Source organism: Amycolatopsis sp. NPDC102389, assembly GCF_044765885.1.
Taxonomy (GTDB): domain Bacteria; phylum Actinomycetota; class Actinomycetes; order Mycobacteriales; family Pseudonocardiaceae; genus Amycolatopsis.
This window is the reverse complement of record NZ_JBIWKX010000046.1, coordinates 1-13,706: the sequence shown is the minus strand read 5'-3', so window position 1 is coordinate 13,706 and position 13,706 is coordinate 1. Positions and strand designations below refer to the sequence as shown.

Below are 13,706 nucleotides of genomic sequence, written 5' to 3'. Positions count from 1 at the left end.
TCCCCCAACCTCATCTTGGTTCTCGGGTGCCCCCCAGCCGGGCCCCCCCCCCACACCTGGGTGCCGAAACCGCCAACAGGACTTACAGGACACCGCCTAGGTGTGAACGACCGCACGGACGGGTACCCCGGTTCCGTGATCGTCAAAACGCTGGCGTTCGGAGTTTGCCTCCTGCTCGCCGGCTGTACCGGAGCGAGCGGGCAAGAGCCGGTGAAAGAGGCCGCCACGCGATTCCTCGGCGCGCTCGCGTCGGGTGATCACCGCTCGGCGTGTGCCTTGCTGGCACCACGGGCACGGGAATCCTGGACGCCCGAGAGCTGCGAACGCGGTCTCGCGGGTGCGGACGTCCCGGGCGGAACACCCGAAACGGTCTCGATCTGGAGTGAGGAAGCCCAGGTGAAGACCGCCCGCGACACCCTCTTCCTGCACGAATCGTCCACCGGCTGGGTGATCACGGGAGCGGGCTGCCGCCACCGGAACGAACAGGTCTACGACTGCGCGGTGGGTGGACCGTGAAAGCGCGCCCGGTATTCACCGTCTATCTCGTCTTCGTCGTGGCCGTCCTCGGCTACTGCGTCCTGCTGGGCCTGCTCCACCGGTGAAGGAGGCGGATGATGCGACGCTTTCTCCGTGACAACGGCCTCTCGCTGGCATTCGGGCTGCTGTTCCTGCTGAGCCTCGCGGGACAGGCGTTCGCGGGCCTCGCCGATTACAACGACAGACAGCTGAGCCACGCCGCCGAACCGATCGGCCTGCTCGACTACGTGACGTCCGCGGACTTCGCCGTCGACGTCGCCGAGAACTGGCAATCGGAATACCTGCAGTTCTTCCTCTACGTGTTCGCGACCGTGTGGCTGCTGCAACGGGGTTCCCCCGAATCGAAACCGGCGGGCCGGGTCGGCCCGGAAACGGATGAGGACCAGCAGGTCGGATCGCACGCGACGGCCGATTCACCGAAATGGGTGCGGGCGGGCGGCTGGCGCACGGGGATCTTCTCGATGTCACTCGGACTGGTGATGCTGGGGCTGTTCCTGTTGTCGTGGCTCGCCCAGTCCGTGGCCGGGATGAGCGCCTACAACGCCGAACAGCTCACCGAGTTCGGCGATCCGGTGTCGTGGTCCGGCTATCTGGCGTCGTCGGACTTCTGGAACCGCACGCTGCAGAACTGGCAGTCGGAATTCCTCGCCATCGGCTCGATGGCGGTGTTCAGCGTGTACCTGCGCCAGCGCGGCTCCCCCGAATCGAAACCCGTCGGCGCCCCGCATCACGCCACCGACGAATCCGGGTGATTGAACCGCGGGGAACGGGTATCCGTGCGACGTCGGACTGACGACCACGGACAGGAGTGTCCATGACCACCACCACGAAACACGACCTCGTCTCGGTGATCACCGAAGATCACCGGGCCGTCGAGCGGGTCTTCAAAGAACTCGAGTCCGGTAAGGGCGGTGATCGGCATCGCAAGGACCTCGCGGACCACGTGATCGCCGAGCTCGTGCGGCACTCGATCGCGGAAGAGCAGCACATGTACCCCGCCGCGCGGAAGAACCTCCCCAACGGCGATGAGATCGCCGACCACGAGATCGAGGAGCACGCCGAGGCCGAACGGGTGATGAACGAGCTCATCGGTCTGGAGCCGACGGACAAGCGGTTCGACCAGCTGGTCGGCAAGCTGATCGAGGACGTCCGGCACCACATCGAAGAAGAGGAAAGCGACCTGCTGCCGAAACTGCAGGCAGCCTGCTCGCCGGACGAGCTGCGGGAGCTGGGCGAAAAAGTGTTGCGGGCCAAGGAGATCGCCCCGACCCGGCCGCATCCCGCCGCGCCGGACAGCCCGCCGGCGAACCGGATCCTGGCGCCGGGGACGGCGTTCATCGACAAGATCCGGGACGCGTTGGAAGACCGCGCCACCTGAGTTCGGTGTCGCTTGTCCCAAGTCCGTGAAGGCCTCCTTGAGGGACCCAGGGTCCCTCAAGGAGGCCTTCACGGAACACGCAAAAAGCGCCTCAGAGTTCGGCAGGAACATCCCGCACTGAAGACTCGGGCAGCTCCCCCGTCAGCGCGAAATCCACCCGCCGCGCCACGGACACGACCTGGTCCGCGAACCGCTCGTAGAACCGCGCCAGCAGCGCCACCGAGATCGCCGGTGCGACGCCGTCGGCCCAGTCCGGCTCGGTGACCAGCGTCATCAGCTCCTCGTACAGCGCGTCGACACGCTGATCCGATCGGGCGAGCGAGTGGAACACCTCGGCCGTCGGCCCGTCGATCGCGGCGCCGAGGTCTTCCGCCATCGTGCAGACCAGTCCGGCCATCTCGCCGAAGCGCCCGGTGAGCGCGTCGGGGACGGCGAACTCCGGCGCTCGCACGGCCTGCTCGGCGATGTGCTGGGCGAGGTCGCCCATCCGCTCCAGCCGGTCGGCGCAGTACACCGCCGCGAGCACGGTGCGCAGATCGCGCGCGACCGGCGCCTGCAGGGCGAGCAGCTTCTGCGCGGTCTCCTCGCAGTGGGTCCGTGCCGCGTTCAGTCTCGCCTCGACCGTCGCCAGCTCGGCGGCGGCTTCGACGTCCCGGTCGAGAAAGACCCGGTTCGCCAGGCGCAGTTCTTCGCAGGCCATGCCGCACATGCTCGACAGGAGCTCGCCGAGAACGCTCAGCTGACCGTGGAATCGATCCCTCATGTAAGCACCTTCGCAGGTTCGAGGACGTACGTCGCGTACGCCGCGCGGATCACCGGCTGGGCGACATTGCGCACCGGGACCCCGCCCGGGCTGACCCCTTGTTCGCTGCCGTAGTGCGCGTGCCCGTGCAACGCGAGCGCCACCTGGGCGTCGTCGATCGGTTCGCACAGCAGGTACGACCCCAGGAACGGGTGGATCTCCGGCGGTTCGCCGTGCAGGGTGCCGGGAATCGGCGAGTAGTGGGTGAGCGCGACGGTCACGTCGGGCTCCTCGTGTTCGAGCCCTTCCAGCGCGGTGCGCAGCCGCTGGGCGGCCGCCATGGTGTGCTCGACGAAGTCCTTCATCTCGCGTTCGCCGAACCGGCTCGCGCATTTGCCCGCGAACCCGCCGCCGAAACCCTTCACGCCGGCGACGCCGAGCTTCCCGCCCTCCAGTTCCACCGTGGTGGCCGAGCCTTCGAGGACGGTGATCCCGCTTTCCTCCAGAAGTCCGCTGATCGCCTCGGCCTCGTCCGAGTGGTAGTCGTGGTTGCCGAGCACCGAGATCACCGGGACGTCGAGCCCCGCGAACTCGTCGGCCACCACCCTTGCCTCCTCGACGCTGCCGTGCCGCGTGAGGTCGCCCGCCAGCAGCAGCACGTCGGCGTGCTCGGCGACGTTGTCCAGGACCGGCCGCAGCAGGCCTCGGTTGTCCTCCCCGAGGTGGACGTCCCCGACCGCGGCGACCCGGATCACCGGATCTCCTCGGCGTGCGACGGCTCCCGGACATCGGCCAGCCGGACGTCGTTGTGCACCAGCTCGGCCGCGATGTGTTCGCAGACGACCGCCTCGATGTCGGCCTTGCGGTTGGCGCACGGGACCTCGCCGCTGAGCCGGACCTGATCGCCGCGCACGGTGACGTGCACGCCGAGTTCGGCCGTCCTCGGGTCTTCCGCCAGCGCCTTGGTCAGCCTGGCGACCAGGTATTGGGGCGCTTCGTCGGGCATCGGCAGCTCCTTTCCGTCGATGATGGACAGTGCCGAAAGCAGGGTCAGGAACGACCAGGCGTACGGCGATTCGGCGGTCTCCTCGGCCACGCGGTGCCAGTCGACCTGCTCACGGAGGTCGCGGGCGATCCGCAGCAGCGGCCCGAAATCGCACCGGTGCGGGCTGAGCACGAGGACCTTGTCGACGAGCAGATCGGTCCCGTTGAGCACGGGGGCGGCGGTCGGCCCGACCCGCATCAGCGAAGCGCGGTCGAGCATCTCGTCGGTGACGGGGCGATGATTGGGCCGGAAGATCAGGTCGACGAGACAGTCGCCGTCGTAGACCTTGGTGAGCCAGTCCTCCGGCGGGTGTTCCCGTCTCAGCCCCGCGTCTTCCAAAGCCTCCGCCGCTTCCTCGATGTCCTCTTGTTTGAGGAAGAGGTCGACGTCGTGATCGGACGGCGGCCCGCCCCGCGCGTACACGGCGAGGCCGCCCGCGACGGCGAACCGCACGGACGTCTGGTCCAAAGTGGACACGACCCTGGTCAGCGTGTTCAGCAGGTCCTTCTCGTTCACGGCCGCTCCCCCACCCCGGTGGCCAGTTCGTGCGCCCTGCCGACGTCCGGATTCAGCGGTTCGGTCGGGAATCCTTCGCCTTCCCGCAACCCCTTGAGGAACGCTTCGATCGCGTCCTCCGAGGTGTGGCGCGGCGTCCAGCCCAGTTCCTCCCTGGCGCGCGTGCAGTCCATCACCGGAAGGTGCAGGACGGCGTCGAAAAGCCCTGGCGTCGCGGGGATCAGATGCAGCGACCAGGCGGCGGCGAGCGCCCGCCGGACGGCGACCGCCGGGACCTTCACCGGTTTGGCGCCGAAGATCCGGGCGAGCGCACGGGTGTCCAGCACCGGATCGGCGGCGATGTTGAAGGCGCCTTTGACGTCTTGGAGCGCGCACCGGCGATAGGCGTCGGCCACGTCGTCGGTGTGCGCGGTCTGGATCCTCAGCTGCGGGATGTCCGGGAGTACCGGGATCAGGGACGGCCGCACGAGCTTGCCAGGCACGAACGGGCCGCCGAAAAGACGGCGCTGTTCGGGTGCGGAAGCCTTCTGGAAGAGGAATCCCGGCCGCACCCGCACCACCCGCATCCTCGGATGACTCCGGTCGAATGCTTCGAGAACCCTTTCCACGTAAGCCTTTTCCCGGGTGTAGGCCGCGCTCGGTGATCCGTGGGTCGGCCAGTCCTCGGTCACCGGGTGGTCGTCGTCCCTCGGGGAGTACGCCCCGATCGACGACGCGTACACCAGCGACGGCACCCGCATGGCCTGCGCCGCCTCGAACACCCGGATCGAACCCAGCACATTGGCTCGCCAGGTGACCTCGGGCCGGTGTGTGGGCTGGAAGAGCCAGGCGAGGTGGATCACCACGTCCGCGCCGTCGAACACGGCACGGAGGTCGTCACGGGCGACGTCGGCGGTGACGAACTCGGTCTTCGGGCTCTCCCAGCGGCTGGGGCGCCTCGCCACGCCGACGATCGATCCGACCTCGGGGTCCGAACCCAGCGCGCGTACCACCGCCGTGCCGACGTTGCCGGTGGCGCCGGTGACCACGATCCGCTTACCACTGCTGGTCATGGGTACGGTTACCCACCGTCGCCTCGCCTTAATCGGCGTGGAGCCGCTGGACGAGACGGCGGGCGGGCAACGCCATCGCCCCCAGGCCGATCGAGGAGGTGACCTCGTCCGTCGGCGCGACGAGCAGGTGGTCGATCTCGTCGAGCAGCTTGCGGCATCCGTCGAGCTTGTCCGCATCACCCGAACGGGCCACCTCGGCGAGCGCTTCGAGCAGGTCGCCGACCACCCCGCGCGCGTATTCGCCGGGATGCCGGAACGGCTGTTCGCTCCGGGCGGCTTCGCTCACCGCGTCGATCAGCTGGGCGAGCGGCTGCCACAGGGAGATGAGGTTCGGCAACGACCCTTCTCGCGTCTCACGCCGCCCGCGGAGGTTCAGGTACCGGCCCTCCCTGGTCCAGCCGATCGCGTCCTCCGCCTCCGCGACCAGGCTGCGGACGTCGCGCACGCGGTCGTACAGGACTTCGGTCGCCTCGGGCGGCGCGCCGTCGCGGACCAGTGCCGCGGTCTCGTCGAGGACGTCGGCGATCGCCGAAGCCAGCCGGGAGGTCGCCGCCCGCAGCCGCTCGCCGTGCAGCGGAGGCAGGATCACCGCGTTCAGCACCGCGCCGATCGCCGCGCCCAGCGCGGTTTCCAGCAGCCGGTCGGCGAGCAGGATGGGTTCGGTCGCGTTGCCGTAGGAGATCAGCAGCATGCCGGTGATCCCGACCCAGACCCCCGAATCGCCGAACCCGCGCCACGCGCCGATCAGCAGGCCGACGAAGATGACCAGCCCGAGCGCCACCGTCACCGAGGGGATGAGCTGCCCGGCGCCCGCCGCGAGCAGGACACCCACGCCGACCGCGCCGACCTGCTGCGCCCAGCCTCGCAACGAGCGGTAGACGGTGGCCTGCACCAGGAACACCGCCGCGTACGGCGCCAGAAAGGGCTGGGGCAGGCGCAGGACCGACGTCGCGATGACCCACGCGAGCACGGCCGCGGCCGTCGCTTTCGCGGTCTGGATGAGACTCCGGCGCTCTTCCCCCGGAACCCGGAACGCCCGGGCGGCCCAGGCCAACGGCGCCGTCCATCGGCTCCGGAACTCCATCACGGCCCCGGGGGTGCCAGGTGGACGACCTTGGTCTGGGTCATCTCGTCGAGCAGTTCCGGCCCGTAGCCGTAGCCGCTGCCGCTGGCACGCCGCGGATGGGCGGCCCCGCCGGGCGCGCCGCCGAAGACGTTGTTGATCTTCACGGTGCCTGCCGGGAGTTCCCGCCAGGCGCGCTGCGCGTGCGCCATCGAGGAGGTGAGCACCGTGGCCGCGAGACCGTAGTCGCCGGTGGCGGCCTGTTCGAGTGCCTGGTCGAAGTCGGCGGCCACGGTCACCGGTGCGACCGGGCCGAAGGTCTCCTCGGTGAGGACCCGCATCCCCGGGGTGCATCCCGCGAGGACGGTCGCCGGGTAGAAGGCGCCGGGCCCGTCCGGCAGGACCCCGCCCACCAGCGGATCGGCGCCCTGCGCGATCGCCTCCGTGACCTGCTCGTGCACCCCCTCGCGGTGACGCCGGTCGACGAGCGGGGCCAGGTCGCGATGGCCTGCCTCGGCGACCAACGCGGTGAGGAAGGCGTCCGCGACGTCCTGGTGCACATGGATCCGTTCGACCGAGACGCAGATCTGCCCGGAGTTGGCGAAGGCCCCGGTCGCCGCCTGCTCGGCCGCCCACACCGGATCCACGCCGGCGTCGACGACGAGCGGGTCGTTGCCGCCGTTCTCCAGCAGCACCTTGGCGCCGGTCCGGGCCGCGCTCGCGGCGATCGAGCGGCCCGCCGCGGTGCCGCCGACGTGCGCGATGACGTCGACGTCCGCGTGGGCCGCCAGTTCCGCGCCGACGCTCCCGTCACCCTGCACGGTCTGCAGCACGCCCTCGGGGAACGCCTCCGCCAACGCGCTCCCCAGCCAGGCGCCGGTATGCGGACAGCGTTCGCTCGGCTTGTGCACCACCGTGTTCCCGGTGACCAGTGCGGCGCCGACCAGCCCGCAGGCCACGGCGACGGGGTCGTTCCACGGCGTCAGCGCGACGACCACGCCCCGCGGTTCGGGCACCATCAGATCGGTGGCCGACGGATCGCCCAGCAAAGATCGCCCACGGTGCACCGGGCCCAGTTAGGCGTACTGCTCGAGGGTCCCGGCTCCGGCCAGGACACCTTCTTCCGCCTCGTCACGGGGCTTCCCGGTCTCGCTCTCGATGAGGACGGCGAGTTCACCCGCCCGCTCCCGCAGCGACCTCGCCGCGTCCTTCAGCGCGACCCCGCGTTCGGCGGCCGGTGTGGCGGCCCAACCCGGGGCCCGCCGTTTCGCCGCGGCGATCGCCGTCGCCACGCCATCGGGTGTCGCCACCTTGACGCTGCCGACGAGACTGTCGTCGGCGGGGTCGCGGATCTCCAGCACGGTCGAGCGGTCCACCGTCGTCATTCGCACCTCCTCGAAGTTCTCGTCCGGCGGTTACCCGGTGCCGTTTCGCCGAAACCGTGTCCGGGTAGCCGCGAGGGAATCCACCACGGCGAAGGGGCGAGATCTGTGGCACAGCATCGAGAGGACGCGAAGGACGAACAACTGGGCGGCAGCCGCGTCGATCCGGAAGGATCCGCGCTGACGACCCAGCAGGGTGTCCGGGTCGATCACACGAACGATTCACTGACTGCGGGCGCCCGCGGGCCGACGCTGCTCGAAGACTTCCACGCCCGCGAGAAGATCACGCATTTCGACCACGAGCGCATCCCCGAACGTGTCGTGCACGCGCGCGGCGCGGGCGCCTACGGCTTCTTCGAGGCCTACGACGACGCGCTGGCCGACTACACGGTCGCCGAATTCCTCACCAGCGGCGAGAAGATCCCCGTGTTCGTGCGGTTCTCCACCGTCGCGGGTTCGCGCGGTTCCGCCGACACCGTGCGCGACGTCCGCGGCTTCGCGACCAAGTTCTACACGCGCCAGGGCAATTACGACCTCGTGGGCAACAACATGCCGGTGTTCTTCATCCAGGACGGCATCAAGTTCCCCGACTTCGTGCACGCGGTGAAACCCGAACCGCACAACGAAATCCCGCAAGCGCAGTCGGCGCACGACACGTTCTGGGACTTCGTGTCGCTGCAACCGGAGAGCCTGCACATGGTGCTCTGGCTGATGTCCGATCGCGCGCTGCCGCGCAGCTACCGGATGATGCAGGGTTTCGGCGTCCACACCTTCCGGCTGGTCAACGCCGACGGCAAGGGCACGTTCGTGAAGTTCCACTGGAAACCCGTGCTCGGCACGCATTCCCTGGTGTGGGACGAATGCCAGAAGATCGCGGGCAAGGACCCCGACTTCAACCGGCGCGATCTGTGGGACGCGATCGAGTCCGGGCAGTACCCGGAATGGGAGCTGGGCGTCCAGCTGGTGGACGAGGACTCCGAGCACGACTTCGACTTCGACCTGCTGGACGCCACGAAGATCATCCCCGAGGAGCAGGTGCCCGTGCGCCCGGTCGGGCGGATGGTCCTGGACCGCAATCCCGAAGACTTCTTCGCCGAGACCGAGCAGATCGCCTTCCACACCGCGAACATCGTCCCCGGCATCGACTTCACCAACGACCCGCTGTTGCAGGCACGGAACTTCTCGTATCTCGACACACAGCTGATCCGGCTCGGCGGCCCGAACTTCTCCCAGCTCCCGGTGAACCGGCCGATCGCGAACGTGCACACGAACCAGCGCGACGGATACGGCCAGCAGAACGTCCACAAGGGACGGACGAGCTACTTCCCGAACTCGCTCGGCGGCGGCTGCCCGGCGATCGCCGATTCCGGCGTGTTCCGCCACTACACCGAATCCGTGGCGGGCCACAAGATCCGTGAGCGCAGCGAGAGCTTCAAGGACTTCTACAGTCAGGCGACCTTGTTCTGGAACAGCATGTCCGCGGTCGAACGCGAGCACATCGTCGCCGCGTTCCGGTTCGAACTCGGCAAGGTCGAGGACCGGGAGGTCCGGGCGCGGACGGTCGCCGAACTCAACAACGTCGACCACGATCTGGCGGCCCGGGTGGCCGAGGGGATCGGGGTGAGCGTGCCCGCCGCTCCGGTCACTCCGCACCACGACCGCTCCTCCCCCGCGCTTTCGCAGCTCAACCAGCCCTCCGCGACGCCGGCCAGTCGGAAGGTCGCGGTGCTCGCCGCCGACGGCGTGGACACCATCGGCGTCGGCCGCGTGGTCGAGGCGCTGACCGAGCAGGGCGCGATCGCCGAAGTCCTCGCTCCGACCGAGGCCGAACTCCGGCCGGGCGGTGAAGGGGATCCTCTGCGGCCCGACAAGCAGCTGAACACCATGGCTTCGGTGCTCTACGACGCGGTCGTCGTCCCGTGCGGCCCGAGCTCGATCAACGTCCTCGAACGCGACGGATACGCGGTGCATTTCGTCGCCGAGGCGTACAAGCACGGCAAACCGGTGGCCGCCTTCGGCTCCGGTCTGGACCTGCTGCGCCGGGCCGGGGTGACCTCGAAGCTGGCCGACGACACCGAAACCCTCATCGACCAAGGCGTGGTGACCACCACGGCGGCCGAGGCGACCTTGCCCGACGGTTTCCTCGCCTCGTTCCTCGCGCAACTGGGCGAGCATCGCTCGTGGCAGCGGAAGACCGACGCGATCCCGGCGTGACCGGAGTTTGCGGCCGTGGCACCCGGGTACCGGAAGAGGGTGAGCGACCTCGACTACACGATCGTGATTCCGACGACCGGCCGGGAGAATCTCCATACCCTCCTGGCCGCGATCGAAGCCGCCGGTGAACCCCGGCCAGCGCGGATCGTCGTCGCCGACGACCGGCCCGGCGGCGACGACCTGCGGCTTCCCCCGTCCAGCACGGAGATCGCAGTCGTCCGCTCCGGCGGGCGCGGTCCCGCCGCGGCCCGCAACGCCGGCTGGCGGCGCGCCGAGACCGAGTGGATCGCCTTCCTCGACGACGACGTGGTGATCGGCTCGGACTGGCCGCGGAAGCTCGCGGAAGATCTTCTCCCCCTCGGTCCGGAAACGGCGGCGTCGCAGGCGCGGCTCGTCGTGCCGCTGCCGCCGGACCGCCGCCCGACCGACGACGAACGGGGCACGGCGGCGCTGGAGACGGCCCGGTGGATCACGGCCGACATGGCCTACCGCCGGGCCGTGCTCGCCGAGGTCGGCGGCTTCGACGAACGTTTTCCCCGTGCCTACCGGGAGGATTCGGATCTGGCCTTGCAAGTCGCCAAGGCGGGCCACCTCATCGCGCGGGGCGAACGCGTCACCGTCCATCCGCCGAAACGGTCGGGGCCGCTCGCCAGCCTCCGCGCGCAGCGGGGCAACGCCGACGACGCGCTCATGCGGCACAAGCACGGTGTCCTCTGGCGGCAGCAGACCGGAGCCGGTCACGGACGGCTCGAACGGCACGCGCTGGCCACGGTGAGCGCGGTGGGTGCCGCGGCGCTGTTCGCGCTGGGCCGTCGTAAGGCCGCGGCCGCGGCGGCCGGGGTGTGGGCGGGAGTGACTGCCGAGTTCGCCGCGCGCCGGATCGTCCCGGGGCCGCGCACCCCGGGCGAGCTGTCGCGGATGCTGCTGACCAGTGCGCTCATCCCGCCCGCGGCCTGCTATCACCGGCTGCGCGGGGAGCTGCGACACCGGCTTTCCCGGCGGCCGCAGGCGCTGCTGTTCGACCGGGACGACACCCTCATCGTCGACGTGCCCTATCTCGACGATCCCGACGGTGTCCGTCCCGTTCCCGGCGCCAAGGAACTCCTGCACGGCGTGCGGGCGGCGGGGATCAGGATCGGCGTGGTCAGCAACCAGTCGGGAGTCGCGAAAGGACTGATCGCGCCGGACCGGCTGGCCGCGGTGAACGCCCGCGTCGAGAAGGTCCTCGGCCCGTTCGGCACGTGGCAGGTCTGCGTGCACGACGACGGCGACGGCTGCGCCTGCCGGAAACCCGCGCCCGGCCTGGTCCGCCAGGCCGCCGAGGCGCTCGGCGTGGACGTCCGCCGCTGTGTGGTCATCGGCGACACCGGTGCCGACGTCGACGCCGCCCTCGCCGCCGGAGCCAGGGGAATCCTCATCCCGACCGCGAGGACCCGGCCGGAAGAGGTCGATCGCGCCCGTCGCCGGGCGACCGTCGCCCGGGACCTGGCCGAAGCCGTGCATCTGGCCGTCGCGGGAACGCGATGAACGTACTGGTCGCGAGGATGGACAACCTCGGCGACGTTCTGCTCGCGGGCCCGTGCGTCCGCGCGGTCGCGGCCGGGGCGGAGCGGGTGGTCCTGCTGACCGGGCCGCGAGGCCGCGCCGCAGGCGAACTGCTGCCCGGCGTGGACGAGGTTATCACCTGGTGCGCGCCGTGGATCGACCCCGAACCGCCGCCGGTCACCCAGGAGGACACCGACGCGCTCGTCCGGCGCCTACGCGGGCTTTCCCTGGACGCGGCGTTGATCCTGACGTCGTTCCACCAGTCGCCGCTCCCGCTGGCGTTGCTGCTGAGGATGGCGGGCGTGCCGTGGATCGGCGCGATCAGCGAGGACTATCCCGGATCGCTGCTGGACCTGCGCCATCGCGTTGCCGGTGATCCACCGGAGCCGGTCCGGATGCTTTCCCTGGCCGAGGAAGCGGGATTCCCGCTGCCGCCCGGCGACGACGGCGGTCTCGCGCTCCGCGAACCGCTGCCCTCGGTGGACGGGCTCGTCGGCGGTGAGGGTTACGTGGTCGTCCATCCGGCCGCGTCGGTCCCGGCCAGGCAACCGTCGGCCGAGCGCTCGGCCGCCATCGTGCGGGCGCTGCTGGACGCCGGGCACCGCGTGGTCGTGACCGGGTCTCCGTCGGAGAGCGTTCTGACCAAGGAAGTCGCCGGTGACGCGCTCGATCTGGGCGGCCGCACGGGATTGTCCGAATTGGCGGCCGTGCTAGCCGGGGCGGACGTCGTGGTGGCGCCCAACACCGGCCCCGCGCATCTCGCGGCCGCCGTCGGGACGCCGGTGGTGTCCCTGTTCGCCCCTGTCGTGCCGTCGTCGCGGTGGGCGCCGTACGGAGTGCCGTCCGAAGTGCTCGGCGACCAGCACGCCGCCTGCAAGGACAGCCGGGCCCGGGTCTGCCCCGTGCCCGGCCATCCGTGCCTGGACCGTATCGCGCCGGAAGCCGTCGTCGACGCGGTCGAGCGACTCAGCCGGGTGTCGTCTCGCCGCCCAGCGCGGCGATGACCTCACCGCTGTAGTACGACGAAAGCCGGTTGGACGCCAGGAAGACGTACGACGGCGCGAGATCGTCGGGGTGGGCGGCGCGTTCGTACGGGACCTGGAGACCGAACTTCTCCACCTTCTCGGGCGGGAACGTCGACGGGATCAGCGGTGTCCACACCGGACCGGGCGCGACGCAGTTGATCCGCACCCCGCGATCGGCCAGCGCCTGCGCCATCGCGTACGTCCAGGCGTGCACGGCGCCCTTGGTCGCCGAGTAGTCGATCAGGGACTTGTTGCCCCGCAACCCGTTCACCGATCCGGTGTTGATGATCACCGAGCCTTCACCCAGATGGGGCAAGGCGGCGTTGGTGACCCGGAAGAAGCTGTGGATGTTCACGTCGAAGGTGTGCGTCCATTGCTCGTCGGTGAGCTCTTCCGGAGAGTCGACCGGCCACTGCGTGGCGACGTTGTTGACCAGGATGTCCAGACCGCCGAGTTCCTTCACGGTCCGGTCCACGATCTCGCGGCATCGCGCCGCCTCGGCGAGATCACCCGGTAGGAGGAGGCACTCGCGCCCCTCGGCCCGGACGCGTTCCTCGGTGTACTTCGCGTCTTCGTGCTCGCTGAGGTACGCGATCGCCACGTCGGCGCCCTCCTTCGCGAAGGCGATGGCGACCGCGCGGCCGATCCCGGAGTCGCCGCCGGTGATGAGCGCACGCTTACCGCTCAGCAGGCCGCGGCCCTCGTAATCCTCCATGGAGTCGCGCGGCGGCGGGTCCATTTTCGACGTCACGCCCGGCGGTTCCTGCTGCTGCGGCGGCCGTAACTTGTCTGGCATCGGAATCCCTCCCGTCGGGTGCTTTCGCCGACGGTTACCCGGATGCCCGCCTTCTCGAACATGGACCGGTCCCGGGCCTGACGGTGTTCAAGTGGGGTCGTGACCGGTGAGGACGGTTCTATTAAGGGGTAAGGCAAAGGTGGCGCGATGACCTGAATCGCAGCAGCGAGCTTGCCGAAGAGAGTCGGATTGCCGCCGGATGTCCATAAAGGACACCTTGTCAGGTTAAAGTGACCGATTTGGGAACTTCGCGCATCTTCGCGTGGGAGTCGTGAGTGGCAAGTGGGGTTCTATTGAGGGGTAAGTCAAACGTGGCATGGTCGGTGCGGGTGGGGGGGGGGGGGGGGGGGGGGGGGTGGGGGGGGGATGGAACCAACCAACACCCCCCCCCACACCCCGCCCCCCCCGCAG

Annotated in this window: 12 protein-coding genes and 1 pseudogene; 6 read left to right on the top strand and 7 right to left on the bottom strand. The window is 69.8% G+C overall.

The genetic code is table 11. The features are described 5' to 3' along the window. The first annotated feature begins 102 nt into the window (after nt 1-102). From ACIRGA_RS30510 to ACIRGA_RS30500, 3 genes are all read left to right on the top strand, one after another. On the top strand, nt 103-516 hold the full coding sequence (locus ACIRGA_RS30510; RefSeq protein ID WP_400947395.1) for a hypothetical protein: 414 nt from the start codon (nt 103-105) through the stop codon (nt 514-516). 98 nt (nt 517-614) lie between these two features. After that, the gene (locus tag ACIRGA_RS30505; RefSeq protein ID WP_400947393.1) at nt 615-1,289 is read left to right on the top strand and encodes a DUF6766 family protein; all 675 of its coding nucleotides are present in this window, start codon (nt 615-617) and stop codon (nt 1,287-1,289) included. Between the two features lie 62 nt (nt 1,290-1,351). Further along, complete coding sequence (locus tag ACIRGA_RS30500) at nt 1,352-1,915, top strand: hemerythrin domain-containing protein (protein ID WP_400947391.1); 564 nt, start codon at nt 1,352-1,354, stop codon at nt 1,913-1,915. A gap of 91 nt (nt 1,916-2,006) precedes the next feature. On the opposite strand, the gene ACIRGA_RS30495 is transcribed toward ACIRGA_RS30500, so the two are convergent. The 6 genes and pseudogenes from ACIRGA_RS30495 to ACIRGA_RS30470 form a co-directional block, all read right to left on the bottom strand. Continuing rightward, complete coding sequence (locus tag ACIRGA_RS30495) at nt 2,007-2,678, bottom strand: phosphate signaling complex PhoU family protein (RefSeq protein WP_400947389.1); 672 nt, start codon at nt 2,676-2,678, stop codon at nt 2,007-2,009. Continuing rightward, nucleotides 2,675-3,412 carry a metallophosphoesterase gene (locus ACIRGA_RS30490; protein ID WP_400947387.1) on the bottom strand — a complete coding sequence of 246 codons (738 nt, stop codon included), beginning with the start codon at nt 3,410-3,412 and terminating at the stop codon, nt 2,675-2,677. Before ACIRGA_RS30490 ends, ACIRGA_RS30495 begins: the two co-directional genes overlap by 4 nt. Next, a complete protein-coding gene (locus ACIRGA_RS30485) occupies nt 3,409-4,218 on the bottom strand; it encodes a nucleotidyltransferase family protein (RefSeq protein WP_400947384.1) in 810 nt (269 codons plus the stop codon). The genes ACIRGA_RS30490 and ACIRGA_RS30485 overlap by 4 nt, the downstream gene beginning before the upstream one ends. After that, on the bottom strand, nt 4,215-5,270 hold the full coding sequence (locus ACIRGA_RS30480) for an NAD-dependent epimerase/dehydratase family protein (protein ID WP_400947382.1): 1,056 nt from the start codon (nt 5,268-5,270) through the stop codon (nt 4,215-4,217). The genes ACIRGA_RS30485 and ACIRGA_RS30480 overlap by 4 nt, the downstream gene beginning before the upstream one ends. Nucleotides 5,271-5,298: 28 nt before the next feature. After that, nucleotides 5,299-6,354 carry an aromatic acid exporter family protein gene (locus tag ACIRGA_RS30475; protein ID WP_400947380.1) on the bottom strand — a complete coding sequence of 352 codons (1,056 nt, stop codon included), beginning with the start codon at nt 6,352-6,354 and terminating at the stop codon, nt 5,299-5,301. After that, a pseudogene (locus tag ACIRGA_RS30470) lies at nt 6,354-7,718 on the bottom strand (aldehyde dehydrogenase family protein). The gene ACIRGA_RS30475 and the pseudogene ACIRGA_RS30470 overlap by 1 nt, the downstream one beginning before the upstream one ends. Before the next feature lie 105 nt (nt 7,719-7,823). Between ACIRGA_RS30470 and ACIRGA_RS30465 the strand changes: the two are divergent. From ACIRGA_RS30465 to ACIRGA_RS30455, 3 genes are read left to right on the top strand one after another with little or no spacing between them, the layout of a single operon-like run. Beyond that, a complete protein-coding gene (locus tag ACIRGA_RS30465; RefSeq protein ID WP_400947377.1) occupies nt 7,824-9,929 on the top strand; it encodes a catalase in 2,106 nt (701 codons plus the stop codon). A gap of 39 nt (nt 9,930-9,968) precedes the next feature. After that, entirely contained in the window at nt 9,969-11,456 is a 1,488-nt protein-coding gene (locus ACIRGA_RS30460) for an HAD-IIIA family hydrolase (RefSeq protein ID WP_400947375.1), read from the top strand. Continuing rightward, complete coding sequence (locus ACIRGA_RS30455; RefSeq protein ID WP_400947372.1) at nt 11,453-12,478, top strand: glycosyltransferase family 9 protein; 1,026 nt, start codon at nt 11,453-11,455, stop codon at nt 12,476-12,478. Before ACIRGA_RS30460 ends, ACIRGA_RS30455 begins: the two co-directional genes overlap by 4 nt. Here the strand turns inward: ACIRGA_RS30455 and ACIRGA_RS30450 are convergent. After that, nucleotides 12,441-13,295, bottom strand: coding sequence for an SDR family oxidoreductase (locus tag ACIRGA_RS30450; RefSeq protein WP_400947370.1), 855 nt, complete (start codon nt 13,293-13,295; stop codon nt 12,441-12,443). The genes ACIRGA_RS30455 and ACIRGA_RS30450 overlap by 38 nt on opposite strands. Between the last annotated feature and the right edge of the window lie 411 nt (nt 13,296-13,706).

Coding starts and splice junctions, on each gene's coding strand:
- ACIRGA_RS30495 (WP_400947389.1), bottom strand. CDS start 2,678: ATGAGGGATCGATTCCACGGTCAGCTGAGCGTTCTCGGCGAGCTCCTG.
- ACIRGA_RS30475 (WP_400947380.1), bottom strand. CDS start 6,354: ATGGAGTTCCGGAGCCGATGGACGGCGCCGTTGGCCTGGGCCGCCCGG.
- ACIRGA_RS30500 (WP_400947391.1), top strand. CDS start 1,352: ATGACCACCACCACGAAACACGACCTCGTCTCGGTGATCACCGAAGAT.
- ACIRGA_RS30455 (WP_400947372.1), top strand. CDS start 11,453: ATGAACGTACTGGTCGCGAGGATGGACAACCTCGGCGACGTTCTGCTC.
- ACIRGA_RS30450 (WP_400947370.1), bottom strand. CDS start 13,295: ATGCCAGACAAGTTACGGCCGCCGCAGCAGCAGGAACCGCCGGGCGTG.
- ACIRGA_RS30505 (WP_400947393.1), top strand. CDS start 615: ATGCGACGCTTTCTCCGTGACAACGGCCTCTCGCTGGCATTCGGGCTG.
- ACIRGA_RS30480 (WP_400947382.1), bottom strand. CDS start 5,270: ATGACCAGCAGTGGTAAGCGGATCGTGGTCACCGGCGCCACCGGCAAC.